This window comes from Beduinella massiliensis (assembly GCF_900199405.1).
GTDB classification, from domain to species: Bacteria; Bacillota; Clostridia; order Christensenellales; family Aristaeellaceae; genus Beduinella; species Beduinella massiliensis.
In genome coordinates this window covers 21,683-46,601 of the sequence record NZ_LT963429.1, presented here as the reverse complement: position 1 = coordinate 46,601, position 24,919 = coordinate 21,683, and the positions used below count along the sequence as shown (strand labels likewise).

At 64.3% G+C, this 24,919-nt stretch carries 26 protein-coding genes; 15 read left to right on the top strand and 11 right to left on the bottom strand.

Translation table 11 applies throughout. The features are described from left to right. Positions 1 to 82: 82 nt before the first annotated feature. The 7 genes from C1725_RS00715 to C1725_RS00685 form a co-directional block, all read right to left on the bottom strand. On the bottom strand, positions 83 to 1,165 hold the full coding sequence (locus tag C1725_RS00715) for a Gfo/Idh/MocA family oxidoreductase (RefSeq protein ID WP_102409769.1): 1,083 nt from the start codon (positions 1,163 to 1,165) through the stop codon (positions 83 to 85). 155 nt (positions 1,166 to 1,320) lie between these two features. After that, positions 1,321 to 2,097: a TIM barrel protein gene (locus C1725_RS00710; protein ID WP_102409768.1), complete on the bottom strand. Its 777-nt coding sequence runs from the start codon at positions 2,095 to 2,097 to the stop codon at positions 1,321 to 1,323. 159 nt (positions 2,098 to 2,256) lie between these two features. After that, positions 2,257 to 2,952, bottom strand: coding sequence for an ABC transporter permease subunit (locus C1725_RS00705; RefSeq protein WP_102409767.1), 696 nt, complete (start codon positions 2,950 to 2,952; stop codon positions 2,257 to 2,259). Then, positions 2,945 to 3,637, bottom strand: coding sequence for an ABC transporter permease subunit (locus tag C1725_RS00700; RefSeq protein ID WP_102409766.1), 693 nt, complete (start codon positions 3,635 to 3,637; stop codon positions 2,945 to 2,947). The genes C1725_RS00705 and C1725_RS00700 overlap by 8 nt, the downstream gene beginning before the upstream one ends. Before the next feature lie 180 nt (positions 3,638 to 3,817). Then, positions 3,818 to 4,684, bottom strand: a complete 867-nt coding sequence (locus C1725_RS00695) for a transporter substrate-binding domain-containing protein (RefSeq protein ID WP_102409765.1) — start codon at positions 4,682 to 4,684, stop codon at positions 3,818 to 3,820. Between the two features lie 12 nt (positions 4,685 to 4,696). Then, complete coding sequence (locus tag C1725_RS00690; protein WP_102409801.1) at positions 4,697 to 5,422, bottom strand: ATP-binding cassette domain-containing protein; 726 nt, start codon at positions 5,420 to 5,422, stop codon at positions 4,697 to 4,699. A 301-nt stretch (positions 5,423 to 5,723) separates the two neighbouring features. Continuing rightward, positions 5,724 to 6,989, bottom strand: a complete 1,266-nt coding sequence (locus tag C1725_RS00685; protein WP_102409764.1) for a type III PLP-dependent enzyme domain-containing protein — start codon at positions 6,987 to 6,989, stop codon at positions 5,724 to 5,726. Positions 6,990 to 7,884: 895 nt separating this feature from the next. Here C1725_RS00685 and C1725_RS00680 point away from each other — a divergent pair. The 11 genes from C1725_RS00680 (at position 7,885) to sdaAA (ending at position 19,019) form a co-directional block, all read left to right on the top strand. Continuing rightward, positions 7,885 to 8,487 carry a DUF6305 family protein gene (locus tag C1725_RS00680; RefSeq protein ID WP_102409763.1) on the top strand — a complete coding sequence of 201 codons (603 nt, stop codon included), beginning with the start codon at positions 7,885 to 7,887 and terminating at the stop codon, positions 8,485 to 8,487. Positions 8,488 to 8,572: 85 nt separating this feature from the next. Continuing rightward, positions 8,573 to 9,880 (top strand): TRAP transporter large permease subunit, encoded by a 1,308-nt coding sequence (locus C1725_RS00675; protein ID WP_346026199.1) that lies wholly within the window; start codon positions 8,573 to 8,575, stop codon positions 9,878 to 9,880. 17 nt (positions 9,881 to 9,897) lie between these two features. Further along, the gene (locus tag C1725_RS19095; protein WP_346026198.1) at positions 9,898 to 10,071 is read left to right on the top strand and encodes a hypothetical protein; all 174 of its coding nucleotides are present in this window, start codon (positions 9,898 to 9,900) and stop codon (positions 10,069 to 10,071) included. 15 nt (positions 10,072 to 10,086) lie between these two features. Then, positions 10,087 to 11,265, top strand: coding sequence for a deacylase (locus C1725_RS00670; RefSeq protein WP_102409762.1), 1,179 nt, complete (start codon positions 10,087 to 10,089; stop codon positions 11,263 to 11,265). Between the two features lie 24 nt (positions 11,266 to 11,289). Continuing rightward, positions 11,290 to 12,915 (top strand): C69 family dipeptidase, encoded by a 1,626-nt coding sequence (locus tag C1725_RS00665; protein ID WP_102409761.1) that lies wholly within the window; start codon positions 11,290 to 11,292, stop codon positions 12,913 to 12,915. A 196-nt stretch (positions 12,916 to 13,111) separates the two neighbouring features. Next, complete coding sequence (gene pgsB, locus C1725_RS00660) at positions 13,112 to 14,221, top strand: poly-gamma-glutamate synthase PgsB (protein WP_102409760.1); 1,110 nt, start codon at positions 13,112 to 13,114, stop codon at positions 14,219 to 14,221. Further along, on the top strand, positions 14,214 to 14,648 hold the full coding sequence (pgsC, locus tag C1725_RS00655; RefSeq protein WP_102409759.1) for a poly-gamma-glutamate biosynthesis protein PgsC: 435 nt from the start codon (positions 14,214 to 14,216) through the stop codon (positions 14,646 to 14,648). The genes pgsB and pgsC overlap by 8 nt, the downstream gene beginning before the upstream one ends. Beyond that, a complete protein-coding gene (gene pgsW / locus C1725_RS00650) occupies positions 14,645 to 15,718 on the top strand; it encodes a poly-gamma-glutamate system protein (RefSeq protein ID WP_102409758.1) in 1,074 nt (357 codons plus the stop codon). The genes pgsC and pgsW overlap by 4 nt, the downstream gene beginning before the upstream one ends. A 137-nt stretch (positions 15,719 to 15,855) precedes the next feature. Further along, the gene (locus C1725_RS00645; RefSeq protein WP_102409757.1) at positions 15,856 to 17,067 is read left to right on the top strand and encodes a glycosyltransferase; all 1,212 of its coding nucleotides are present in this window, start codon (positions 15,856 to 15,858) and stop codon (positions 17,065 to 17,067) included. A gap of 60 nt (positions 17,068 to 17,127) precedes the next feature. Next, entirely contained in the window at positions 17,128 to 17,790 is a 663-nt protein-coding gene (sdaAB, locus tag C1725_RS00640) for an L-serine ammonia-lyase, iron-sulfur-dependent subunit beta (protein ID WP_102409756.1), read from the top strand. 371 nt (positions 17,791 to 18,161) lie between these two features. Continuing rightward, positions 18,162 to 19,019 carry an L-serine ammonia-lyase, iron-sulfur-dependent, subunit alpha gene (gene sdaAA / locus C1725_RS00635; protein WP_102409755.1) on the top strand — a complete coding sequence of 286 codons (858 nt, stop codon included), beginning with the start codon at positions 18,162 to 18,164 and terminating at the stop codon, positions 19,017 to 19,019. A 57-nt stretch (positions 19,020 to 19,076) separates the two neighbouring features. Here the strand turns inward: sdaAA and C1725_RS00630 are convergent, their stop codons facing one another. Then, positions 19,077 to 19,598 carry a class I SAM-dependent methyltransferase gene (locus tag C1725_RS00630; protein WP_346026197.1) on the bottom strand — a complete coding sequence of 174 codons (522 nt, stop codon included), beginning with the start codon at positions 19,596 to 19,598 and terminating at the stop codon, positions 19,077 to 19,079. A 15-nt stretch (positions 19,599 to 19,613) separates the two neighbouring features. Further along, positions 19,614 to 20,216 carry a M15 family metallopeptidase gene (locus C1725_RS00625; RefSeq protein WP_102409753.1) on the bottom strand — a complete coding sequence of 201 codons (603 nt, stop codon included), beginning with the start codon at positions 20,214 to 20,216 and terminating at the stop codon, positions 19,614 to 19,616. 113 nt (positions 20,217 to 20,329) lie between these two features. Here C1725_RS00625 and C1725_RS00620 point away from each other — a divergent pair, with 113 nt between their 5' ends. After that, a complete protein-coding gene (locus C1725_RS00620) occupies positions 20,330 to 21,217 on the top strand; it encodes a hypothetical protein (protein ID WP_102409752.1) in 888 nt (295 codons plus the stop codon). A gap of 2 nt (positions 21,218 to 21,219) precedes the next feature. Here the strand turns inward: C1725_RS00620 and C1725_RS00615 are convergent, their stop codons facing one another. Next, a complete protein-coding gene (locus C1725_RS00615) occupies positions 21,220 to 21,552 on the bottom strand; it encodes an arsenate reductase family protein (protein ID WP_346026196.1) in 333 nt (110 codons plus the stop codon). 38 nt (positions 21,553 to 21,590) lie between these two features. Here C1725_RS00615 and ymfI point away from each other — a divergent pair, with 38 nt between their 5' ends. From ymfI to C1725_RS00600, 3 genes are all read left to right on the top strand, one after another. After that, positions 21,591 to 22,325 (top strand): elongation factor P 5-aminopentanone reductase, encoded by a 735-nt coding sequence (ymfI, locus tag C1725_RS00610; protein WP_102409750.1) that lies wholly within the window; start codon positions 21,591 to 21,593, stop codon positions 22,323 to 22,325. 65 nt (positions 22,326 to 22,390) lie between these two features. Then, positions 22,391 to 23,311 carry a hypothetical protein gene (locus C1725_RS00605; protein WP_102409749.1) on the top strand — a complete coding sequence of 307 codons (921 nt, stop codon included), beginning with the start codon at positions 22,391 to 22,393 and terminating at the stop codon, positions 23,309 to 23,311. A gap of 14 nt (positions 23,312 to 23,325) precedes the next feature. Beyond that, on the top strand, positions 23,326 to 24,063 hold the full coding sequence (locus C1725_RS00600; protein WP_102409748.1) for a hypothetical protein: 738 nt from the start codon (positions 23,326 to 23,328) through the stop codon (positions 24,061 to 24,063). 82 nt (positions 24,064 to 24,145) lie between these two features. Here C1725_RS00600 and C1725_RS00595 read toward each other — a convergent pair whose 3' ends face one another. Continuing rightward, a complete protein-coding gene (locus C1725_RS00595) occupies positions 24,146 to 24,862 on the bottom strand; it encodes a nitroreductase family protein (RefSeq protein ID WP_346026195.1) in 717 nt (238 codons plus the stop codon). Positions 24,863 to 24,919: the final 57 nt, after the last annotated feature.

Sequence of the window (24,919 nt, the reverse complement as noted above, 5' to 3'; positions counted from 1 at the left end):
ATGTGCCCGCCTGCGACAAAAGACCGGCGGTATGCCCCGAAAAGGGGGCATACCGCCGGTCTTGTCTGTGCTGAAAAATCGATCAGTCGAAGAACACGGGCTTGCCGGTCTTCGCGGAGGTGTAGATCGCCTCGAGCACCTCGGTGACGACCAGCGCCTGCTCGGGCAGGACGGTCGGCTGGGTGCCGTTTTCGAGCGCCGCGTAGAACTGCTCGGCCTCGACGTCCTTGGCGTCCTTGACGGTGCCGTCGTAGAAGGCGACGCCGCCCGCCTCAAGCTCGGGCTTGGTGACGTACATCTTGGAGAAGCGCTCGCCGTTGATGCGAAGGCCGTCCCGCATGTCCGCGCCCGCCTTGGTGCCGCAAAGGGAGGTCTTGGCCTCGTCGATGTCGAGGGTGTTGAGCGCCCAGGAGGCCTCGAGCACGATGGTCGCGCCGTTCTTCATCTTGATGAAGCCCATGGCGGAGTCCTCGACCGTGAACTTCTCCGGGTCCCAGGGGCCCCAGGCGTTGGCGGCGTCCTTGGTGTCCGCCAGCTTGCGGTAGACGCTGCCCATGACGGACTCGACCTCGTAGTTGTTCATCTCCCAGAGGGTGAGGTCCAGCGCGTGGGTGCCGATGTCGATCAGCGGCCCGCCGCCCTGGGCTTCCTCGTCGAGGAACACGCCCCAGGTCGGGACGGCGCGGCGGCGAATGGCGTGTGCGCGCGCGTAGTACACCTCGCCCAGATCGCCGGCCTCGCAGCACTTCTTGAGGTAGAGGCTGTCGGGGCGGAATCGGTTCTGATAGCCGATGGTGAGGGTCTTGCCGGTGCGCTTGGCCGCCTCGACCATGGCGCGGGCGTCCTCGGCGGTCTTGGCCATGGGCTTTTCGCACATGACGTCCTTGCCCGCCTCCATCGCGGCGATGGAGATGGGCGCGTGCGCCTTGTTGGGGGTCAGCACGTGCACGACGTCGATCGTCGGGTCCGCGACCAGCTCTTCATAGGTGTCGTAAATCTTGGCGCCCTCCGCGCCGTACTCCTTCAGGGCCTTTTCCGCGCGCTCGCGGATCAGATCGCAGAAGGCGACCATTTTGACGTTGGGCAGGGCCTTCAGCGCCGGCAGATGCTTGCCGTTGGCGATGCCGCCGCAGCCTACGATGCCTACACGAAATTCCTTAGCCATGGGAAACTCCTCCTTGTCAGTCGCTGTCTATCGTCCACGGGCAGACGCCCGATGGCCTCGTCTTTTTTGCGCTTACCTTGTTTTAAGAATAGGAAGGGATTCCTAAGGGCGAAGCCCTTAGGCGGGGGCGCGGGGGCGGAGCCCCTGCCCTTATATCAGGCGCCCAGCTTCTTTAAAATCCCGCGGATGTGCGCGCACGAGGCGGCGATGTCCGCCGCGACATCGCCCGCGTAGGCCTCCTGCTCCACGATCAGGCCTGCCTCGAGCCTGCCCGCAGCCAGGAGCGTGCGTGCGATCTTCTCAAAGTCGATGATTCCGCCGCCGACCGGCACGTCGATCTTCTCCGGGTCGCGCGTCGCGTAGTCCGCGTTGATGTCCTTGAAGTGCACGGGCCCGGTCAAAGCGCCCAGCGACGCGATGTACGCGTCCGGGTCCACGCCGCCGTAGAGCGCCCAGCAGGTGTCCACCTCGCCCAGCACGCCGCCGGTGCGCAAAAGCACGTCCATCGGCAGCCGCCCGTCCGGCAGCGCCTTGAACTCGTGGCCGTGGTTGTGGTAGCCCACCTCGATGCCGTGCGGCGCGAAGAACGCCTTCGCCTGCGCGAGCAGGCGCGCCGTCTCCTCGCAGGCCTGCGCGCTGTCCGCCTTCGACCAGGGCAGGATCGCGTAGCGCACGCCCAGGATTTGGAGCGTTTCAAGCGTCTTTTCGAGCGCCTCCGCCTTGAGCCAGTCGCCCGGCACGTGCATGCTGTACGACGAAAGCCCCGCCGCGTCGCACGCGGCCTTCGCGCCCGCGGGGTCGTTCACGACCGCTGGGCAGCCGTACCATTCCACGCAGTCATACCCCGCCCGCGCCGTCATCTCGAGCGCCCGGGGCAGGTCCGTCTGCGCGATGTCGCGCAGGGAATAAAGCTGAAGTCCTACAGGAACCAAGGGATATCGCCTCCCAATCCGTTCGGTCGTTTGCGCCTGTCGGGCAAGCCGTGCACACGTTTGCCCTGCTATCTGTATGATAGCAGATTTAGGGGCAAATGTGTATAGGGTCTTTCAAAAAAGTTGGGCCCCCGGCAAGACCGGGAGCCCGCGGCGAAATCATTTGATGACGTAGGTGCTGCGCTGCACGCGCTTTGCGATGTTCGTAAACGTAAAGCATACCACGAAGTAGACCAGCGCCACGGTGACGTAGACCATGGCCGTGTGGTCGCGCAGATTGAGCTGGTTGATCGCCTGCTTGGCCCGGTCGTACAGGTCGCCCATGGCCAGCACCGCGCAAAACGACGTGTCCTTGATCGTCGTCACGAACTGGGCGATCATCGGGGCGAGGATGCGCCGGTAGGCCTGCGGCAGGATGACGTGCACCATCGCCTGAAAGGTGCCGAAGCCCTGGCTGCTGGCCGCCTCCCACTGGCCCTTGGGCACGCCGTTGAGCCCGCCGCGCACGATCTCCGCCACCACGCCGGAGGTGAAGATGCTCATCGCCAGGATGGCGTTGAAGATCTTGTTGGAGGGGAAGGGGGAGAAGAAGACCATCATCGTGATGAAGAAGAGCAGGGGGATGTTGCGCACCGTCTCCACGTAGATCGTCGCGATCCAGTGCGCCACCGGGTTCTTGCTGTTGCGCATGATCGCCAGCGCCGAGCCCGCGAGGAACGAGATGACGATCGTGCACAGCGAGATCTTCAGCGTCACCATCAGGCCCTCGCCCAGCACCTTGAAAAACAGCGGCGTGTACACCACGAAGATTTCGTCCCGGAAGAAGGAGACGATCCAGTCGATGGGGTTAACCATGGTGCACCAGCCTCCCTTCCAAATGGCGCGCGATCAGGGAAATCGGCAGGCAGATGCACAGGTACAGCAGCCCCGTCATCAGCAGCGGGGGGCCGTAGTTGTCGCTGCGCGCGGCGATGGAATCCAGCGAGTAGATGAGGTCGCGCGCGGTGATGACCGCCAGCACCGACGAGTTCTTGATGAGGTTCACCGCCTGGTTCGTGAGCGGCGGCAGGGCGATGCGCACCGCCTGCGGCAGGATCACGTGCGCCATGGACCGCCAAAAGCCGAAGCCCTGGCTGCTGGCCGCCTCGAACTGCCCCGCCGGTACGCTTTGAATCGCGGAATGCACGATCGTCGCGCAGTACGCGCCCGTGTAGATCGAAAGGCCGATGATGCCCGCCTCCACCTTTTTGCGGTAGATGCCCATCGCCGGCATGATGACCAGATAGATGAGGATGACCTGAATGACGAGCGGTGTGTTTTGAAAGAACGCGATGTAGGCGCGGCAGATGCGCTCCAGCCACCTTCGGCCGGACGCGAGCGCAAGGCCCACCAGAACGCCGATGACGAGCGCAAAGATCAGCGAAAAGAACGAGACCTTCACCGTCATCACAAAGCCCGCCATGACCTCGCCGCGCGCGTCGTACAGCTCGAGCCAGCGTTTGGCGCCGAAAATCTTCTGAAATCCGCTGACAAAATCCATAGACCTCCCCCTCCTTTTTTCATTTTTAGCCCCATGCGGCGGCTGCGGGCAAAGCCCGCCCCGCCTGAAAACGGGTGCCTGCCGCCGAGCAGGCAGCCGTTTTCAGGCAAGCGGTGTCGTGAGGCGCCGAAAAAAGGGGGAAGGCGGAACCAGCCGTCCTTCCCCCTTTCCGAATCGATTTCAGGCCGCGGGCCACAGCGCCGCGGTGTGGGTGTCGATGACGTCCCAGTCGATCTTGGCGAGCTGCGGGTACTGCGCCGCCAGCTCGTCGATGGTGCCCGCCGCGCGCAGCTCGGCGATCAGCTCGTCGACCAGCGCGAGCAGCTCCGTGTTGCCCTTCTTGATCGCCACGCCGTAGGGCTGCGCGCCCTCGGTGAAGCTGTCGGCCAGGATTTCGACCGCGTCGTCCAGGTAGCCGCCGAGGATGGACTTATCCACGGAGAAGCAGTCGATCTGGTGCGCGACCAGCGCTTCCTTGAGCGTGGGGTAGTCGGCCATCTCGTCGAACTTGTCGAGGCCGAAGGTGACGCCCTTTTCCGCCGCCGCGTTCGTCAGCGCGTCGCGGGTGGTGGAGCCCTGGGCCACGCCGATCACGGTGTCGTCCGCGAGCAGATCGTCAAAGGACTGGATGCCCGCATCCTTCAGCACCATCAGGCCGATGGAATCGACGTAATAGGGCTTGGAGAACTCGTAGAGCTCCAGGCGCTCGGGCTTGATCGTAAAGGTGGAGACGTCCATGTCCAGGTTGCCGTTGTCCAGCTCCGGGCCGCGGGTCTTGGCGGTCACGGGGGTGAACTGGATGTACTTCGCCACGTCCGCTACGTCTACGCCGAAGATTTTGGCCGCGACCAGGCGCGCCAGGTCGATCTCCAGGCCGCTGTACTCGTTCGTCGCCGGGTCGAGCAGGCCGAAGCCCGGCACGTCCGCCTTGACGCCGACCTTGATGTAGCCGCGGGATTTGATCGCGTCCAGCTCGCCGTCCGCCAGAGACAGGCAGGGCAGGGCAAACAGGCAGAGCGCCATCACCAGAGCAAGAATCCTTTTCATGAAAGTCCCTCCTTACAAAATCTTGGATAGGAAGAGTTTCGTCCGTTCGGACTTGGGGTGATTGAACACCTGGTCCGGCGAGCCGTCCTCTATGACCACACCGCCGTCCAGGAAGAGCACCCGGTCGGCGATGGTGGATGCGAAGCCCATTTCATGGGTGACGAAGAGCATCGTGATGTTCTCCCTCGCGACCTCCATCATGATGTCCAGCACCTCTTTGATCATCTCCGGGTCGAGCGCGCTGGTCGGCTCGTCGAAGAGCAGCACCTTGGGGTTCATGTTCAGCGCCCGCGCGATGGCCACGCGCTGCTGCTGGCCGCCGGAGAGCTGCGCCGGGTAGGCGTCCGCCTTGTCGAGCAGGCCCACGTTTTTCAGGTGCATCCGCGCCCGGTCGGTCACCGCGTCCTTCGGCTCCTTCTTGAGCAGGATGGGGGCCATCGTCAGGTTTTGCAGCACCGTCTTGTGCGGGTAGAGGTTGAAGGACTGAAAGACCATCCCGATCTCACGCCGCGCCCGGTGCAGCTCGCGCGGCTTCAGCCGCGTCATGTCCCTGCCGTCCACCGTCACATGGCCCTGCTGGGGCCTTTCAAAGCAGTTGATCGTCCGCAGCATCGTGGACTTGCCGGAGCCCGACGGCCCGATGATGACCGTCTTGGAGGCCTCGGGGATCGAAAGATCGATGCCCTTCAGCACGTGCAGGGAACCAAAGTGCAGGTGAACGTCCGAAAGGGAAATCATCGGCCTCGCCGCCGCCGTTTCAGACATGCCCTTCGCCTCCTTTCAGGGGGGATTTTCGCCGAAAGGGTAGACCCCTTCCGGCGAGCGATAAAGAGAGTATAACACGTCAAAAGGGAAAATGCAACAGTAAATACGGCATTAATTCATTTTCTTTCAAAACAGGATGTTTGATGCTCAAAAAAAGTGCAAAGTGAAGGAATGATGGCCTAGAACTTCGTATCCCGCGATTTTCCCAAAAAGAAGAAAGGCGGTGGCGGGCTTTTGCCTGCATCGCCTTTCAAAAACGACGGGATGGATGCATTTATGCGAAGTGAAATTCGTCCTGAAAGTCGAAGGTCGCGAAGTAGTCCTTCGGGGTTTCTGCGCGGCGGATGAGGCGCACGCCGCCGTCCTCCTGCAGCAGGAGCTCGGCGCTCTTCAGCTTGCCGTTGTAGTTGTAGCCCATGGAAAAGCCGTGCGCGCCGGTGTCGTGGATGACCACGAGGTCGCCGTCGTCGATGCGGGGCAGGGGGCGGTCCACGGCGAACTTGTCGTTGTTCTCGCACAGGCCGCCGGTCACGTCGTACACGTGGTCGAGCGGCCAGTCCTCCTTGCCCATGACGGTGATGTGGTGGTACGCGCCGTACATCGCGGGGCGCATGAGGTTGACGGCGCTGGCGTCCAGCCCGACGTATTCCTTGTAGATGTGCTTGTGGTGCAGCACCGTGGCAGCGACCAGGCCGTAGGGCCCCAGCATGAAGCGGCCCAGCTCCGTGTAGATCTTCACGTCCCCCATGCCCGCGGGCACGAGCACCTCCTCAAAGGCGCGGCGCACGCCCTCGCCGATTTGGAAGATGTCGTTCGCGCGCTCGCCGGGGCGGTAGGGGATGCCCACGCCGCCGGAGAGGTTGACGAAATCGAGGCGGACGCCCGTCTCGTTTTGCAGGCGCACGGCGGTTTCAAAGAGGATGCGCGCGAGCGTGGGGTAGTAGGCGTCCGTCAGGGTGTTGGAGGCGAGGAAGGCGTGGATGCCCAATCGCCGCGCGCCCCTTTCCGAGAGCCGCCGGAACGCCTCGGCGAGCTGGGGATAGGTCATGCCGTACTTGGCGTTCTGGGGCTTATCCATGATGGCGTTGCCGATGGCGAAGTCCCCGCCGGGGTTGTAGCGGCAGCAGATGGTCTCCGGGATGGAGGCGACGCGCTCCAGGAACGCGATGTGCGTGAAGTCGTCCAGGTTGACGACCGCGCCCTGGGAAATCGCGCGGCGGTACTCCTCCGCGGGCGTCACGTTGGAAGAAAAGAAGGTGTAATCGCCCGAAAAGCCGACGGAGGAGGCGAGCATCAGCTCCGTCTCGCTCGCGCAGTCCACCCCGCAGCCCTCTTCCTTCAGGATTTTAAGGATGTAGGGGTTGGGCGTCGCCTTCACCGCGAAGAACTCGCGGAAGCCCGGATTCCAGGAAAACGCTTTATGCAGGTCGCGGGCGGTCTTTCGGATGCCGCGCTCGTCGTACAGATGAAAGGGGGTCGGATAGGTCTTCGTGATTTCGCGCAGCTTTTCGGCCGTCACGAAGGGACGCTTTTCGTTCATGGGGGTTCTCCTCTAATTCTATGTGAAGATACGCATAAATATACCGGGAACGCGCGGCTTTGTCAAGAAAATTGTCGATAAAAGCGGGGGTGCGCCTCGCTTTTCGGGGGCGCGGCGCGCCGCTTCCACGACGCCCGCAAAGGGGCTGAAACCGGGCTTTTATTTACCACTTTTTATAAGTTTTTGTAAATAAAAAACATAAATAAAATTTCGTTTTAAAATTTGACATTCTTTGCGTTTTGCTCTATAATACCAATTATAAATTTGTGTTATTTCAAAAAAAGCATACGTTTGTTGACTGCCGTCCAAAAGAAAAAATAACGCCTCAAATATTCCCATACAGGAGTATTTTTCAGCGTTATTGAATAGTCACAAAATGTATAAGAAAATCGACTCCTGTCGAATTTTCGCGCGGAAAAATCGCGCCCGCGATTTTGAATACGTCTTCTCCTTTCGGCCGGTTCTATCCGCCCGGCGCCGTGAATATCGGTTTCACGAGGGCGCGGCGGCCGGGAAAACGGCGCGGGCGATGGACGCTATAACCCGCCGCGGCGTAGCGGCGGATTCATAGACAAAATCATGAAGCAGGGAGAGGTGAAAGCCCGATGGATTGAGAGGTTCGCGCATGCGGTGGGGTTGCCATCGACCGTGTACCCGTCTGAGCGGGCGAAGGCCGGGGGGCCTTCAGGAAATAAGGAAGGGATTATGTTCTTCGCGTCGTTGATGTGTTCGGCTGATTCAGGGTTTTCTCTCTTTAAAAGCGGCTCATCCGGCTGGATTGGACAGCGGTCCCTTTTTGTTTGCCCGCGAAAAATCCCGCGCCCGCGGGCCGGCCATGCCAGGCGCATGGAAGGCGGCCTTGCGGGGGCCTGTGTGAAGAAAAGGAGCATTAATAATGAAGCGCATTCTTAGCAGTATTCTGGTTCTGTGCCTTGTCCTGTCCCTGCCGCTGTTCGCGTCGGCGGAAATGTCCGGCGACCCGGTCATGGAAATCAAGACGCCCTTTATGATCACCAACGCGGGCCAGGGCCCGGGCGGCAAGATGGGCCGTCTGCTCGTCAGCCGCGCTGGCACGCTCACGGAGGATTCGGATTACTACTACGTGGACGTCCCCTACGCCAAGGACCTCGAAGAGCGCGAGTACGGCGCGATCGTGATCGTGATCGGCTCCACGGACAAGGGCCTGGGCGCGACGGGCATCACCCTCGACCAGGAAGTGGCGCGCGTGGACGAGCTGATGGCGGCCGCTAAGGAAAAGGAAATCCCGGTCATCGCGGTGCTGCTGGAAAAGGACAAGCGCTCCACCATCCCCACGAACGCCAACGAGCGCTGCATCGACGCTGTGTGCCCCTTCTCCTCCTGGATGATCGTCGTCGCTGACGGCAACACGGACGGCCGGTTCGACGCGCTCAAGGAACAGTACGGCATTCCGCTGACGATTCTGGACGGCTCCATGGACTTCATCGAACTCGCCAAGGCGGCCTGCGCGAAGGAGTAAGCCCTTTCAAATGACGGGAGATCAAGTTCCTCTGCTCCTGTCATTTCAATCAGATAACGGGGGAGTATGAAGGAGGGCAACATTCATGTCCATGTACATCAGTACATCGATAATTCTTGTTGCTATGGTGGTAGCATTCGTCCTGAGCAGCATCTTCCTGAAGTCGCCGGACATCTCCATGGCCATCACGGCGGTCGTGGGCGTCCTGTTCGGCGCCGGTTTCGGCTGGACGACGTCCATTTCGCGCGTGCTCGTGGAAGGTCTGTTCGTCAACCTGGACATCGCGCTGCTCTTTATCGCCGCGTCCGTCTTCGTCAACGTGTATTCCGCGACGGGCGCCATATCGACGGTCACGAGAAAGCTCGTCTCGCGCTTTCAGAGCAAATGGGTGCTGCTCGCGTTCATGGCCGTCTTCATGCTGATCCCCGGCGCGCTGACGGGCGCCGGCAGCATCTCCATCTTCGTGCTGGGCGCCATGGTGGCGACGATCGTCCGCGCCATGGGCCTCTCTGAAAAGAAGACCGCGGCCTTCGTGTTCATCTTCGCGATCCTGAGCGCGGCGGCGCCGCCCGTCAACCTGTGGGCCATGATGATCGCCTCGGGCTCCGACATCCCGTATGTCGGCTTCACGCTGCCCCTGCTCGTGCCGATCGCCGTCGTCTCCATCTTCGCGATCATCTACCTGGGCTGGGGCACCAAGCGCCAGAGCAAGGAAGAGATCCTCGAAAAGCTGTCCGACGGATCGCCGGACGTGAGCTGGGTGCGCATCCTTCTGCCGCTCATCACGCTGGTGGCGCTCTTCCTCGCGTCTTCCTACTTCGCATTCTACATTCCCACGCTGGGCCTGCCGCTGATGTTCGTGCTCTCCACGGTCGTAGCGATCCTGTGCAATCCCAAGAAGACGAGCCTCAAGGAATACGGCAAGATCCTCAACAAGACGTTCGAGCAGATCTTCCCGCTGATCGCGACGGTGCTGAGCGTCGGCATGCTGCAAAACGCCCTGTCCGCCACGGGCGTCAAGGGCCTGATCGGCATCACGTTCATCACGCTGCCCGTGATCTGGATCTACGTGACGATTCTGTTCATCGCGCCGATCCTGCAGGGCTCCCTGAACTACGGCAGCGCGGTCGTGTTCGGCGCGCCGCTGATCTTCCTGTTCAACTCGATGGGCTACAACGTCACGATCGTCGCGGCCGCGCTGAGCCTGATGTTCCCGATCGGCGACTGCCTGCCGCCCTCCCGCATCACGGGCCGCCTGGCCATCGAAACGGTCGGCTACAAGGGCAGCTACGGCTCGTTCCTGAAGGCGATCGTGATACCCTGCCTGGCGCTGGGCCTGGTCGCGCTGGTGATGATGATCTGGCCGAGTGCGTTCGCATTTCTGGTCGTGTAAAGGGGAGGGGAATAAGCATGGTATTTGCGCAGAATGTGATTTACTACATCTATATGGCTTTCGCGGCGGTCACGTGTTTCTTTCTGGTGAAGCACCTGTTTAAGCGGGAACAGCACAAGGGTGTCGTCAACGACATCGTGTACGCGTACTGCATCATCCCGTTTCTCCTGCGAATTTTACAGATCAAGTAAAGGAGTGGAGAGAAGATGCCGAAAAACGGGAAAATCGGAAAGAGCATGATCGGCAAGATCGTCTGCCTGGTCCTGGCGCTGACGCTGGCGGGGGTTGCCGGCGCGGAGTTTTACACCTACAGGCACACCCCGGAAACGGTTGTCGCGGCGGAGGGGCTGACCGAAACGCGCATGCTCAGCGACTACGTCCCCAGCCTGAAGGGGACGTTCGGGGACACGCCGATCTTCGTCTTTGACTCCGGCGTCGAGGGCGCCTCGGTCCTCTACCTGGGCGGCACCCATCCGTACGAGCCCGCCGCCAGCCTGTCGGCCTACGTCATGCTGGAAAACATCAAGGTGGAAAAGGGCCGCGTATTCATCATCCCGCAGGCCAACCGCAGCGCAACGACGCTGGGCATGCTGGGCAACGCGTACCCGACCCATTACAAGGTCGAGACGGACTGGGGCACCGTCGAGTACAAGAACGGCGACCGCTGGGCGAACCCGCTGGATTCGTGGCCGGACCCGTTCACCTACAGGCACTATCCTTCTAACGTGCAGCTCACCTATCAGGACATCCGCAACGTGAACCGGTGCTACCCGGGCCGCGAAAACGGATCGCTGATCGAGCGGGTCTGCTACGCGATCATGGAGCTCATCCGCACGGAGAAGATCGACCTGTCGATCGACTCGCACGAGGCGGCGGTGATGTACCCGGTCGTCGAAACCTACGTCGCGCACGACCGCGCGCTCGACATCGCGATGATGGCCTCGATGAGCCTTTCCTCCGACAAGTTCTACATGAAGTGCGAGGCGTCGCCCAAGACGCTGCGCGGCCTTTCGCACCGCGAATGGGGCGACTTCAGCGACACGCTGGCCGTGCTGATGGAGACGCCGCAGCCCTTCACGGACTGGATCGTCGGCCCGATGACGGAAGAGCTGCAGACGCTGGGCAAGGACGAATTCCTCGACACCGCCTCCAAGCGCGGGCTGACCTATGTGGATTACAACGCCGAGACCGGCTCGCCCATGAAGTACCGCGTGGGCCGTCACCTGTCCGGCGCGCTGGAAGTCATCAGCTGGATGAATTCGATGATGCCAGAAAAGGAGGTTGTAGTCAGCTGGCCGACGTACGAGGAGCTCATGGAAAACGACTGCGGGCATTATCTGTACAATCCGGAAACATCGGATCCGTCCAGGGTGTTTGAGATCTGACATATTTGAAGGAGATTGGGAAAGATGAAGAAAAAACTGTTTGGGCTTATCCTGTCCGTGGCGCTCATCACCGTTTTGCTGGCGCAAAGCGCGATGGCCTGCACGACGTTCGGCATCGGCAAGGATGCGACGGCGGACGGGTCCACCATCGTCACGCACACCTGCGACTCCACCGGCGACGACTTCAGGCTCTGGATCATCCCCGCGATGAAGGGCGGCCCGGACGTGACGCGCGACATCGTCATGGACGGCAACACCTGGGGCGACTGGTCCAACTACCCCGCCGTGAAGGACTACGGCTCCGGCACCGTGCTGGGCGAAATGCCGCAGCCTGAGGACACGTATCAGTACCTGCACACGAACTACTCCATCATCAACGAATACGGCGTTGCGATGGGCGAGTCCACCTGCTCGTTTGACACCAGCACCGAGCACGGCAAGAAGCTCGCAGAGCTGTTCTACGAGAAGAACAACGGCATCATCGACTGCTACCAGGCGCAGCACATCGCGCTGGAGCGGGCGAAGACCGCGCGCGAGGCCGTGCAGGTCATGGGCGACCTGGTCGAGGAATACGGCTGGAACGCCATGTGCGAAAACATGAACATCTGCGACGGCAATGAGGTCTGGATCGCCGAGTTCTACGGCCTGGACCTGTGGTGCGCCGTGAAGATCCCGGACGACGCGTTCTTCGTTTGCGCCAACCGCGCGCGCATCAACGAGTTCGACTTTGACGACACGGAAAACTACATGTGCTCCCCGAACTTCAAGCAGTTCGCGATCGACAACGGCCTCTGGAGCGAAGAGAGCGGCGAACCGTTTGAGCCGGCGAACATCTACGCGCCGAACAACAGCCTGTACGCGTCCCGCCGCGAGTGGCGCGCGTTCGACCTCGTCGCGCCCAGCCTGAACCTCGATCCGGACGCGACCCGCTTCCCGCTGTACGTCACGCCGGAGAAGAAGCTGTCCATGAAGGACGTCTACGCGATGAACGGCGACTACTACCAGGGCACCGACTACGACGTCTCCCTGTCGCCCGAGGCGGGCCCGTACGGCAACCCGCTCAACGAGTACAACAAGGAGCGCCCGATCAACATGTACCGCGCGACCTACCAGATGCTCGCCAACGTCAAGGGCTGGCTGCCCAACGAGGCGAAGTGCCTGGTGTGGTATGGCCATGGCGCCGCGGACTCCACCTACATCGTCCCGCTGTGGGCTTCCATGACGCGCCTGCCGCAGATCTACCAGAACGGCAGCCGTTACGGCAAGTTCGACCGCGACAGCGCGTGGTGGGTCGCTTCCTACGTGCAGCAGACCGCGACGCAGAACTATCAGAGCGCGATCAAGGAAATCCACGAGGCGCGCGACAGCCGCATGGACGCGCAGTACATCGTGGCCTCCGAGATGCAGGAAGCCGCCGCGGCCCTGATCGAAGCGGGCAAGCGGGATGAGGCGGTCGAGCTGCTGACCACCTACGCGTACAACAACGCGCAGGATTGGCACGACTACTGGCTGGAGTTCGGCGACGAGCTCTACGGCACCTACATGTTCAACCGCGTCGACATGAAGGCGGCCCCGTATCCGCAGTGGTGGCAGGACATCCTGGACAACGCGCCCAGGAACCCCGGCGAAGCCGACGAAGCGGCCAAGTAAACGGCGCTTCAAAGGTCCGCACGCGAGGCGGCCCCTCTGCGGGGCCGCCTCCTGAGCCGGAGCGGGCGGAGCTTTACGGGACATCCCGCGAAGCTCCGCCTCTCCGGGTTTTTCCCTGTCCAAGCGTTCCCTTCGGGCGCTTGGACTTTGAAATTCCGCACGTTCCTCCTCAAACGCACAGCACGGGGGCTTTTGCATGATCATCGTCGCAACCGCGGTCTGTCTCCTCATCGCGCTGGGGATCGCTCAAAATTGCCTGCACAGGCGCGCGCTTTCCAAAATACCGCTGCGCATCCTCGTCAACGGCACGCGCGGCAAGACGACCGTCGTGCGCATGATCGCCTCGACGCTGAGCGCCGCGGGCATGAAGACCTACGCCAAGACCACCGGGTCGCAGGCGCGCAGGATTTTCCCGGACGGCAGCGAGCGCGAATACCGCAAAAAACGCCCGGCGAACATCTTGGAGCAGCTTCCCTTCGTGCGCCTCGCCGCGAAGGGCGGGGCGCAGGCGATCGTGGTGGAGTGCATGGCGCTCCGCCCGGAAAACCAGTGCCTCATGGCCGATAAGCTCGTGAAGCCCCATTACGTGGTGATGACCAACGTCTTCGTGGACCACGTCGAGGAGATCGGGCGCACCGAGGAAGAGACGGCGCAGGTGCTCGCGGGCTCCATCCCCGAGGGCGCCGCCGTCATCGCGCACGACGAGTCCTTCCGCCCCTACGCGGGGCGGCTCATCGTGCCCTCCGAGGCGCCCGGCATGGAGGCGTTCGCGCGCTGCGCGTTCCCGGTGCACGAAAAAAACGTACAGCTCGTGCTGGCGCTGGCGGAGGAGCTCGGCATCGCGCGGGAAACGGCGGTTCGGGGCATCCTGCAAACGAAGCCGGACATCGGGATGTACGCGGGCTTTCGCGTGGGCCGCTGCCGCGTGGTGAACGCTTTCGCGGCGAACGACCCGGAGAGCTTCCTCACGGCGCTGAACGACTGCGCGCGACAGGGGCCCTATCAGCTGCTGTTCAACCACCGCGCGGACCGCGGCTACCGGCTCAAGGCGTTCGCGCAGGCGATCGCGGGCTGCGCCGCGCCGCCCCTTCGCATCGGCGTCATCGGCGAGGAAAAGCGCTGGGCCGCGCGGTACATGCGCCGCATGACCGGCCTTGAGACGGCGGCCGTGGCCGACGCGCCCGCCTACGTGCGCGCGCTCGGCGCCGAAGAGGGGGAAAGCCGCCTCCTGTGCGCGGGCAACATCCGCGGCGAGGGACAGCAGCTTCTGGAAGTACTGATAAAGGACGCGCAAACATATGTATGATGTGGCCATTGCCCTGAGCGTGCTGCTCAGCTTCGCGCTCTATGAGGGATTCGGACTGCTTACCGGCGGCATGGTGTCCGCCGGATACCTGTGCCTTTACCTCGAGCAGCCGCTGCGGATCGTCTCCACGCTGCTGCTCGCGCTCCTCGTGTACCTGCTGACCCGGCTGATCTCCCGGTTCGTGATCGTATACGGCAGGCGGCGGTTCATGCTGACCCTCGTGCTCGGCCTCGTCTTCGGCTGGCTGGTCGAAAAGTTCCTGCTGGGGCTTGCGGTCATCCCGCAGGACATCCGGATCATCGGCCACGTGGTGCCGGGCCTCATCGCCAACGACATGTACAAACAGGGGATTTTCCGCACGCTGCTGGCCGTGATGCTCTCTGGCGCGCTCCTGCGCGTGCTGCTGATGGTGGTGAGTGCGCTATGAAGAGACGGGGCATCCGGCCCAGGCTTTCCGCGCCGTGCGTCCTTTGCATGCTGCTCGCGCTCGCGGTGTCCCTGTGCGGCGTGGTCCTCACCCTGCGCAGCGGGACGCGGGTGCGCCTTCCCTACGCGGACGAGCAGCTCGCCGCCGCCGGACGGATGGCCGACGCGGAGGAGGCGCTGCTCGCGTACGTCCGGGAGCAGGGGATCGAGATCGAGCCGGACGACCTGAACCGCACGGGGCTCATCGGGCCCGAATGGACGGAGCTGACCACGTCGCTGGGCATGGTCGAGGCGAAGCGCACGTCGCTTCAGCCCGACTTCGCCGCGCTGATGGTGAAGTACTACCACGAGGCGGGGCTCAAGCCGGGGGACACGGTGTGCTGCGGCACGAGCGGTTCCTTTCCCGGCCTGTGCATCGCCGCCATCGCGGCCGCCAACCAGATGGAGCTGAACGTCAAGGTCATCGCCTCCTACGGCTCGTCGATGTACGGGGCGACGCGCACGCAGCTTCCCATCGTGCGCATCCTGGACGTCGCAAAACAGGCGGGCGCGCTCCAATACGACCTGCTCGCGGTGTCGCCGGGCGGCGACTACGACCAGGGGAACGGCATCCTGTTCCCGGAGACGCGGGAGATCATCTTCTCGCTGGCGGAGGCGGACGGACTCGCCATGATCGACGAGGCGAACATCCCGGACAGCGTGCAAAGGCGGCTTGCGCTGTTCGGAACGGACGTGGATTGCTTTGTCAACGTCGGCGGGGCGAGCGCCAACATCGGCACCAGCCCCTACACGCTCACCTTCCCCAACGGGCTCGTCACCGACCCGCCGCGCATTCCGCAGGACGCGGACCGGGGCCTGTCGTTTGAATACGCCGCGCGCGGCGTGCCGGTCGTCTACCTGCTCAACGTGCGCGGGCTCGCGGAGGACAACGGCCTGCCCTTCGACCCCGTGCCGCTCACCCGGCCGGGGGAGACGAACGTGTACTACGCCACCCGCCAGTCGCCCGTCTACGCCGTCCTGGCGCTGCTCGCCGCCGCCGCGCTGCTGCTGCTGGGCAGAAAATTGAAGTGACGCGAGACCTTGCGCATCCCCGCCCTGCCCTCCGCTCTCATCGAAGCTTAACTTGCCGCGTTTCGGTGAATATGCTACAATGTGTAAGTAAATCCTAAAGGCATAGCTGCCCGCGAGGGGGCGGAGAGGAGCGCAGGATGCGCATCGGTCTTTTTTCAGATTCCTACTATCCGGAGATCAACGGCGTGGCCAATTCGGTGTACACGCTTTTTCATGAACTCACGGCGCTGGGCCACGATGTGCACGTGTTCGCCCCGCGCAGCAACCTGCCGGGCGCGGAGCAGCACCCGAACGTCCATTACCTGCCGAGCATGCCGCTGCTGCTGCTGAAGGACCGGCACCTGGGCATGTTCGGGCCCATGCTGGTGCGCCGCCTGCGCCGATACCGGTTCGACATCATCCACACCAACAGCGAGTTTGCCGCGGGCTACCTCGGCCGCTTCGTCGCGCACACGCGCGAATGCGCGAGCGTGCACACGTACCACACGGTCTGGGAGGACTACATGTACTACGTGACGCACGGCCACGCGGACAAGCAGGCGCGCACGTTCGCCCAGCGCTACAGCCGCCTCTTCTGCGACCACTGCGACCGCATCATCGCGCCCACGGAGAAGATCGACGTGCTGCTGCGCCGCTACGGCGTGCGCATCCCGATCTCGGTCGTGCCCTCGGGCATGGACCTGGAGCGCTTCGAGCTGGCGCGCCACAGCGCGGAGGAAACCGCCGCCTGCCGCGCGGAGTGCGGCATCGCGCCGGACGACCGGGTGCTCATCAACATCGGGCGCGTTTCCAAGGAAAAGAACCTCGACCAGGTGGTGCGCGTGTTTTCGCGGTTTTGCCGCGAGGAGCCGCACGCGCGCCTGGTCATCGTGGGCGAGGGTCCGTGGGCGCAAAACCTAAAGGAGCAGGCGCGGGAGCTCGGCTGCGCGGCGCGCGTGACGTTCACCGGGCCCAAGCCCTACGCAAAAATCGACCAGTACTACCGCATGGGCGAGGTCTTCGTCAGCGCCTCGCACTCCGAGACGCAGGGCCTGACCTACATCGAGGCCATGGCCTCGGGGCTTTGCGTCGTGGCCTACGACGACCCCTGCCTCAAGGGCGTCATCGAGGACGGCCGCAACGGCCTGCTCGCGCCGGACGACGACGAGGCGATGCTGCGCGCGCTGCGCCGCGCCTTTTCGCCGGAGGGGCGCGAAATCGCCGCGCGCGCGCCGGACAGCGTGGAGCGCTTCTCCAAGGCCGCCTTCGCGCGCAACGTCGAGGCCGTCTACGAGGACGTGCTCGCGCGGCGCGAGGACCGGCGCCTGCTGCGCTTCCGCGACCTGGACGCGGAGGAGCGGGACGGATAGACGCGAAAAACTCTTCGCGAAACACCGCTTTTACGAAGACATTGAGAAGGAGCACATCCGATGAACCTTTTTGACATCCTCGGCCCGGTGATGGTCGGCCCCAGCAGCTCGCACACGGCGGGCGCAGTGCGCATCGGCTACGTGGCGCGGCGTCTGCTGGGCGAAGCGCCCGTGCGGGCGGAACTGCTGCTGCACGGGTCGTTCGCGGCGACGGGGCGCGGGCACGGCACGGACCGGGCGCTGGTGGCGGGGCTGCTGGGCTACGCGCCGGACGACGAGCGCATCCCCGACAGCTTTGAGCGCGCGAAGGAAGCGGGGCTCGCCTTCACGGTAGGCCCGACGGTAATCCGCGGGGCGCACCCGAACACGGCGATGCTGCGTCTGGCGGGCGAAAGCGGCCGGACGCTGGAGCTGGTCGCCTCCTCTCTGGGGGGCGGGCGCATCAAGGTCGTGGGCATCGACGGGCTCGAAGCGAACTTTTCCGGCGAGCTGCCGACGCTGGTGGTGCACAACGAGGACCGGCCCGGCCACGTAGCCCATGTGACGGGCGTGATCGCGGAGGCGGGCGTGAACGTGGCGACGATGCAGCTTTACCGCGACCGCCGGGGCGGCTACGCGGTGATGGTGGTGGAGGTCGATCAGCCCGTAACCGAGGAGATCGCCGCGCGCATCCGTGGGATGGAGGGCATTATCAAGGTGACGTACCTGAACCCGGAAGTCTAGTTTTGTAACATCTGTTCCAAGCGTTACTATATATAACCCCCGCCGTGAGGCGAAATTCAAGCCTCCAAGGGGGATATCCTTGCTCTTTTACGGCCGCAGCGCCGCGAGCTGCGGGGCGAACCCCGCCGTGAGGCGAAGTTCAAGCCCCCAAGGGGGTATCCTTGCTCTTTTACGGCCGCAGCGCCGCGAGCTGCGGGGCGAACCCCGCCGTGAGGCGAAGTTCAAGCCCCCAAGGGGGTATCCTTGCTCTTTTACGGCCGCAGCGCCGCGAAATGCGGGGCGAACCCCGCCGTGAGGCGAAGTTCGGATTCTCAAGGGGCGATGCCCCTTGAGCGGGGGATTGGGGGCAGCGCCCCCAAGAAGGAGGAAGCATGGCATTCGCGTCTTTCGCGCAGCTGCTGCGCGCGTGCGATCATCAGCCGGTCTGGCAGGCGATTCTGAAAAGCGACTGCGAGGACCGGCAGACGGACGAACGGACATCGTTTGAGAAGATGCGCGGCATGTACCGCGCGATGGCGGCCGCGCGAGACGCCTACGCGCCGGAGGAGCGTTCGCAGAGCGGGCTCGTCGGCGGCGACGGCGGGCGGATGGCGGCCTACGTAGCGGCGGGCGATACGATTTCGGGGGCGTTTGTGGGGCAGGTGATCGCGCAGGCGCTGCAAATGGGCGAGTCCAACGCCTGTATGAAGCGGATCGTCGCCGCGCCGACGGCGGGCGCATGCGGCGTGCTGCCGGCGGTGCTGCTGCCCTATCAGGCGGCGCATGGCGCGCCGGAAGACGAGATGGTGCGCGCGCTGTACGTAGCGGCGGGCATCGGGCAGATCATCGCCACGCGCGCCTTCATCGCGGGCGCCGCGGGCGGCTGCCAGGCGGAGGTCGGCTCGGCAGCGGCCATGGGCGCGGGCGCCCTGTGCGCGCTGCGCGGCGGCGACGGCGAGGCGGTCGCACACGCGGCGGCCATGGCGCTCAAGAACCTGCTGGGGCTGGTGTGCGACCCGGTCGCCGGGCTCGTGGAGGTGCCCTGCGTGAAGCGCGGCGTCATCGGGGCCATGGCCGCGCTCTCCAGCGCGGAGATGGCGCTCGCCGGCATCCGCTCCGCCATTCCCCCGGACGAGGTCGTGGACGCCATGCGCGAGGTGGGCGAAAAGATGGACGTGAGCCTTCGCGAGACGGGCGAGGGCGGCCTCGCCAATACGCCCTGCGGCCGCTGCGCGCGGGAAAGGCTGTAAGCAAAACCGTGCGTGCGTCTCCGCGGCCATGAAACCGGCCGGGAGACGCCCGTTTCCTCATTTCTTTTGAAAGCGCAGGTAAAAGTGGCCGTCCGCCTCTTCATGGGCCGTCAGGCAAAGGCCGCAGGCCTCGCATAGGCGGACGAAGTACCCGGCATCCTGCGCCGCATCGCGCTTCCCCACCCCGTACGTCACGTGAATCTTCCGGCCGCCCGCGAGGACGTCGAGCTCCGCGACGAAGGGCTGCGGGTCGGCGGAGACGATGCGGGCGTCCCAAATGGAGAACAGCCCGCCCGGGCGCAGGACGCGGCAGGCCTCCCGGACGACCTTCTCGTGCTGATCCTTTTCCACGTACATCAGCGTGTAAAACGCCGTGACGTGGTCGAACGACGCATCCGCGAACGCGAGCGCACCCGCGTCCATCAGCAGCTTGCGATAGCCCCCCGGCGCCTCGTCCAGCTCCTCCTGCCGATTGTCGATGGCCGTCACCTGGTCTGTGTAAAGCCGGCCGATGACGCCCTCTCCCCCGCCGCCGATGTCCAGGATGCTGCCCTCAAGCGTCTTTTCCAAGCGAACCATCCGCATTCTCCCCCTTCAATCGATCGGAAAGTCGAAGTACGTTTCCGGGTACGGCTCGCCCGCCAGCGTGTAGTGCCACCATTCCTCGTCGTAGCGGCAAAAGCCGCTTGCCTCCATCACGCCGCAAAGGTATGCGCGGTTTTGCGCCTGCTGATCGGTGATCCCCCGCGCCCCATGCGCGGAAACCGGGCCGAAGAAGTCAAAGGGCCCGCCCATGTCCACGCTCTCCCCGTCCATGCGGCAGATCGTCAGGTCGATCGTGCTCCCGCGCGAATGGCCGGAGCGGCGCGCGATGTACCCGCGCTCGAAGAGCACTCCCTTTTCAAGGTCCGGGTAGAACGCCGCGCGCATGCGCTCGTCCGGCGTGCCCGCCCAGCGGACGAAGTGGTCCACCGCGCGCTGCGGACGGTACGCGTCGTAGACCACGACGCGGTATCCGTCCCGCCGAAACGCGTCCGCAGCGCGCGAAAGCGCCGAGGCCGCCTCCCGCGTCAGCAGCGCCCGATGCGCCAAATAGCCGTCGATCGGCTCGCCCACGAAGTTATAGGTGCCCGCATAACGGATGTCCAGCACCGCGTCGGGCACGGCCTGTGTCACGCTCATAAATCCATCGTGCATGTTGTCCCTCGCTTTCCCTTGTTCGTCGATCCCATATCTTCCCACGCATCAGCGGAAGGATTCCCTCCCTCCGTTTCGTCTTCTTTCTAAACGAAGGTTCGGAGGTGGCCCGCTTGCACCGCTTTTACCCGCGCGCCCTGTGCGCGCTGCTCACCCTCTGTCTGCTGCCCCTTTCGGCCCTCGCCGCGGCTACGCCCGGTGAGGCCGCGCTCCCCTTCCCGCCCTCGGCGCTCACGCGCACCGTGACGCTGCCCACGGGCCGCCAGGTGCAGTACTACGCGCAGAACGACCCCGTCTGGGACAAGGCCCGCTACGAGCTGCACAACCGCGAGCGCAACCGCCGCACGTTTGGAGGCGGGGGCTGCAACCCCACGGCGCTGGCGATGGCCGTGGCCACGCTCCTGCCGCAGGAGGAGCTGCCGCGCCTGCTGCGCCACACGAAGGACGGCGCGGACATCACGATCTGCGCGGGCACGGTCGGGGACCTCTACTGCGCCAACCACGACGAGGACGAGAAAATCACCCTCAGGAGCGCGGAATCGTTCCGGGCGCTGCTGCCGCTGGCCTTCGGCCACTTCGCGCTCGGCTTCAACGAGGACGGCGTCAAATACCGCCTCAAGCGCGGCGAAAACGGCAGCGGCGGCGGCACCACCTACCGCCTCTTTGACAAGATCGCGGAGATCTACGATCTGCCGCTTTCCTCCTCGCGCGAGGACGCGGACCTGTACGCGACGCTCGACGCGGGCGGCATGGTCGTGCTGCTGAGCGCGGGCGCGCAGCAGCCCTTCACCGAGGCGGACGGGCATTACGCGGTCGTCGCGGACTACGACGATGAGTACATCTACGTGCTCGACCCCATCGTCTGCGAAGCGTACCCGCGCGACAAGCGGCACATCCTCGAATTTGTGGACGGCGAGCCGGGCCTGCTGCGCGTGCCGCGCGACATGATCTGGCGGCTGTGCGTGTCGTACTACTTCTGCTTCCTGCCCCCGGCGCGCTGAGGCTACTTCCAGTCCGCCCAGGCTTCCGGGGAGTAGCCCACGGTCGCCTGCTTTCCGTTTCTTGCGATGGGCAGGCGCAGCATCCTGGGGTTCTCCAGGAGCGCCGAAAAGATCAGCGCCTCGTCGTCGGAAAAGCGAAAGGGCGACTCCAGAAACGCCCGGCTCTCCCGGTCGATGAGCGCCCCCAGCCCCACGGCCGCGCGCACGCTCTCCAGCTCGCGCCTGCCGATGCCGAACTTCAACACGTCCACCCGCTGAAAGGAGATGCGCCGCTCCTTGAAAAAGCGCTCCGTCTTCTGCGTTTCAAAGCCCTTGCCCGCGTAAATCTGTATCACGCGCATCACTCCCCTGATGAAATTGGAGGTTTTTTCCCGTGCTCAAGACCGCCCTCGTCACCGGCGCTTCCCGCGGCATCGGCCGCGAAACCGCTTGCCTGCTCGCCCGGCGCGGCTATCAGGTCGTCATTCACTACAACGAATCGGAGCAGGCCGCGCGCGCGCTGCTCTGCCAGCTTCGCGCCGAAGGGCTTTCCGCCTCGCTCGTGCAGGCGGACATCTCCGACCCCGCGCAGGTCGCCCGCATGGCGGACGAGGTGCTATCAGTGTATCACCGCGTGGACGTGCTCGTCAACAACGCGGGCGTCGCCCGCCAGCAGCTTTTTACCGACGTGTCCGACGCGGACTGGGCGCGCATGGTCGGCGTAAACCTGAGCGGCCCCTTTTACGTGACGCGCGCTTTCCTGCCGGGCATGATCTCGCGAAGGTCGGGCAGCGTCGTCTTCGTCTCCTCCATGTGGGGGCAGGTCGGCGCCTCGTGCGAGGTGTGCTACAGCGCGCTCAAGGCGGGGCTCATCGGCATGACCCGGGCGCTCGCCAAGGAGGCGGGACCCTCCGGCGTGCGCGTCAACTGCGTCGCGCCCGGCGTCATCGACACGGACATGAACCGCGCGCTGGGCGAGGAGACGCTCTGCGCCCTCGCGGAGGAGACGCCGCTCGGCCGCCTGGGCACGCCGCAGGACGTCGCCCGCGCCATCGCCTACCTCGCGGGCGAGGACGCCGCCTTCGTCACCGGCCAGGTGCTCGGCGTGAGCGGTGGGTTCGTCGTGTAAACGGGTTTTGACAATCCCTTCCACGCGTATTATAATGGTTATAATGCACGAAGGAGGAGATCGGAATGAAAATTCGTCGTATGGGCCTGGCGCTGCTGGTCTTCGCGCTCTTATGCGGGGCCGTTTCCGCACAGGCGGGCGACCTGCAGGAGCTTTTTCACGAAATCGTGTCCGGCGCAGAATCCGGCGGGCGTCCCGACTTTGACGCGCTGCTCGGCAGTGAAGGCGTCCTTGCGGACGCACCGGCCGACATCGGCCCGATCCAGGGCGGGCAGGTCATGCTCTACATAAACGTACAACTGGAGGGCGTTCAGGCCTGCATCGACGCGTTGGCGGAGCGGGGCTACGCCGGGGAACCGGAGCGCGAGGGAGACGTGATCGGCTGCACCATGACCTCTGGGGACGACGCCGTCGTGCTGATCTACTCCCCCAAAGACGAGTCCGCCATCGTCGTGACGCCCAAGGGGACGGGCAGCGCCGCGCAGCCCGCCTCTCCCGCGCAGCCCGTGAGCGAACAGCCCGCCGAACCGCAGCCGCTTTACAACGCCGCATCCGCCACCATCGACGGACGGACGCGCGCGTTCACGCTCGATGCCGTCGAGGTCAAGGACGGGGTCATCGCCGCCTCCTACAACTGCTACAACAAGCAGGGAGAAAAGGTCCTTCAGCTTAGCCTGGAAATCCCCTACAGCGCGCAGGCCGGGCAAACCGTCTCGAAATCCACGCTGGACAAAGATACCACGCTGACCTTCTTCCTCATCGGAGAGGGGAACATGTGGAACGGCGCGATGACCCGCGACAAGTTCAGCGCCGCTTATTATCCCACGGACGACGCGGGCGCGGTCTACGTCGATTCGATCGGGGCGGACGGCTCCTACGCGGGCCGCTTCGAGCTCACGCTCGGTACGGGCATGTCGGGCCTTAACAACAGCGAAAACAAAAAGAAGCTGACGGACGGCGTCTTTCATTTCGTGCTCGACTATTAAAGGAGGGCGATCGCATGCGCTCGAGGATGTGGCGTCTTCTGCTGGCCCTGTGTCTGCTTCCCTCCCTGTCGCTTGCCGCGGACGCCGTCTATTACGAGGTGGGCGAGCTCGTCACGGAGGGACCGCTGGACCTGCGCGTCGAGCAGGCGCGCCTTGCGGACAGGAACGTCTCGGTGGACCTGTTCATTGGCAACCCGACGGAAGAATCCGTCACGCTGTTGATGGACGACTTTGTCCTCCTCGACCTGGATGCCAACCCCACCTATGCCGGCGAGGCGCTCAACGCCAGGGGCGAAGGCGGTTGGAAGCGGGAGGACGGCCCGCTGATCGTGCCGCCCCGAAGCAGCGGCACGCTGCGCTGGCTCTTCGAGCCCGAGCGGTACGCGGAGCGCTACCTCTTCACCTATATGCCCGGCGATGGGGAGCGGTATGCCGCCTGCAGCCTCGCCTTTCCCCCGTCCGGCTGCCTGGGCGGGGCGGAAGAGACGGACGCGCCCCCTCTGGCTGTTCCCGCTAAGACCGCCGCGCCCGCGCAGGAATCGCGCACGCCGCGCCTGGTTCAGGTGACCGAAGAAAAGGACTGCGCCGCCTGTCTTGGACGGGGGAGCTGCTTCGTCTGCAAGGGAAGCAAAAAGACCCCCGGCCTGCGGGTGGGCGAGACCCAGACCTGTTCCCACTGCGGCGGCACCGGAAGGTGCCCGGCCTGCGACGGAACGGGAAAGATCACCACCTCCCATTGGGAGGCCGAATGACCGCGCCACGCAAAAGCCGGCGCTGCCTTGAATGGCAGCGCCGGCTTCTTTGATCTTTGCGCAGGAACCCGCGCCCTGGAGCTCAGCAGCGGTAGGCGTAGCCCACGTCGGTCGTCTTCCACGTGCCCTCGCGGCCCGCGCTGTACGCGCCGACGGCCATGTGCAGCATGGCGATGCCGCAGTCGATGGGCGCGTACTTCTTCGTCAGGATCGCGGGGCGCGGCAGGAGGGTCACGCTCTGCGCGTCCGCCGAAAAGCGCCACGGCTGCTGGTTCATGGCGCTAGGAGCCACGCGCGCGGCGTCCAGCGCGGCGCGCTGCCAGTCCTTGAGCTGCGCCAGCTCGGCGGGCTGCATGCCCGTCAGGTCTTCCAGCGCCTTGCGCTTGGGCGCGAAGGTCTGCTCGACGCACTGGCCGATGGCGATGATCGCGGTCACGCTCTCGTCGCTCTCGGGCTTCGCGGCCTGCTGCACGACGCCCTTATAGTAGGTGCCCAGCCAGCAGGTGCCCAGGCCCATGCTCACGGCCTCGAGCACCAGCGCCTCGCCGTAAAAGCCCTGCAGCTCCGGCGGCGTGCCCTTCTTCATCAGGACGACCGCGTACACGTTCGTCCCCTTGATCGTCCCGCGCATGCCCGGGCCGCGGAAGAGACGGATGCGGATGCCCTGCCAGGAGAACTTGCGGGCCGCTTCCCCCAGGCGGTCGAGCTGCTCGTCCGTCGGGTCGCCGGTAAAGGTGCGCACGGCGGTGCGGGCGTACACCGCGTCGCACCAGCGCTTTTCGAGCTTGATTTCAAACATCGGTTTCATTCCTCCGAGTTGATAAAAAAATGCCATGAATTAATGTATCATGAAAGC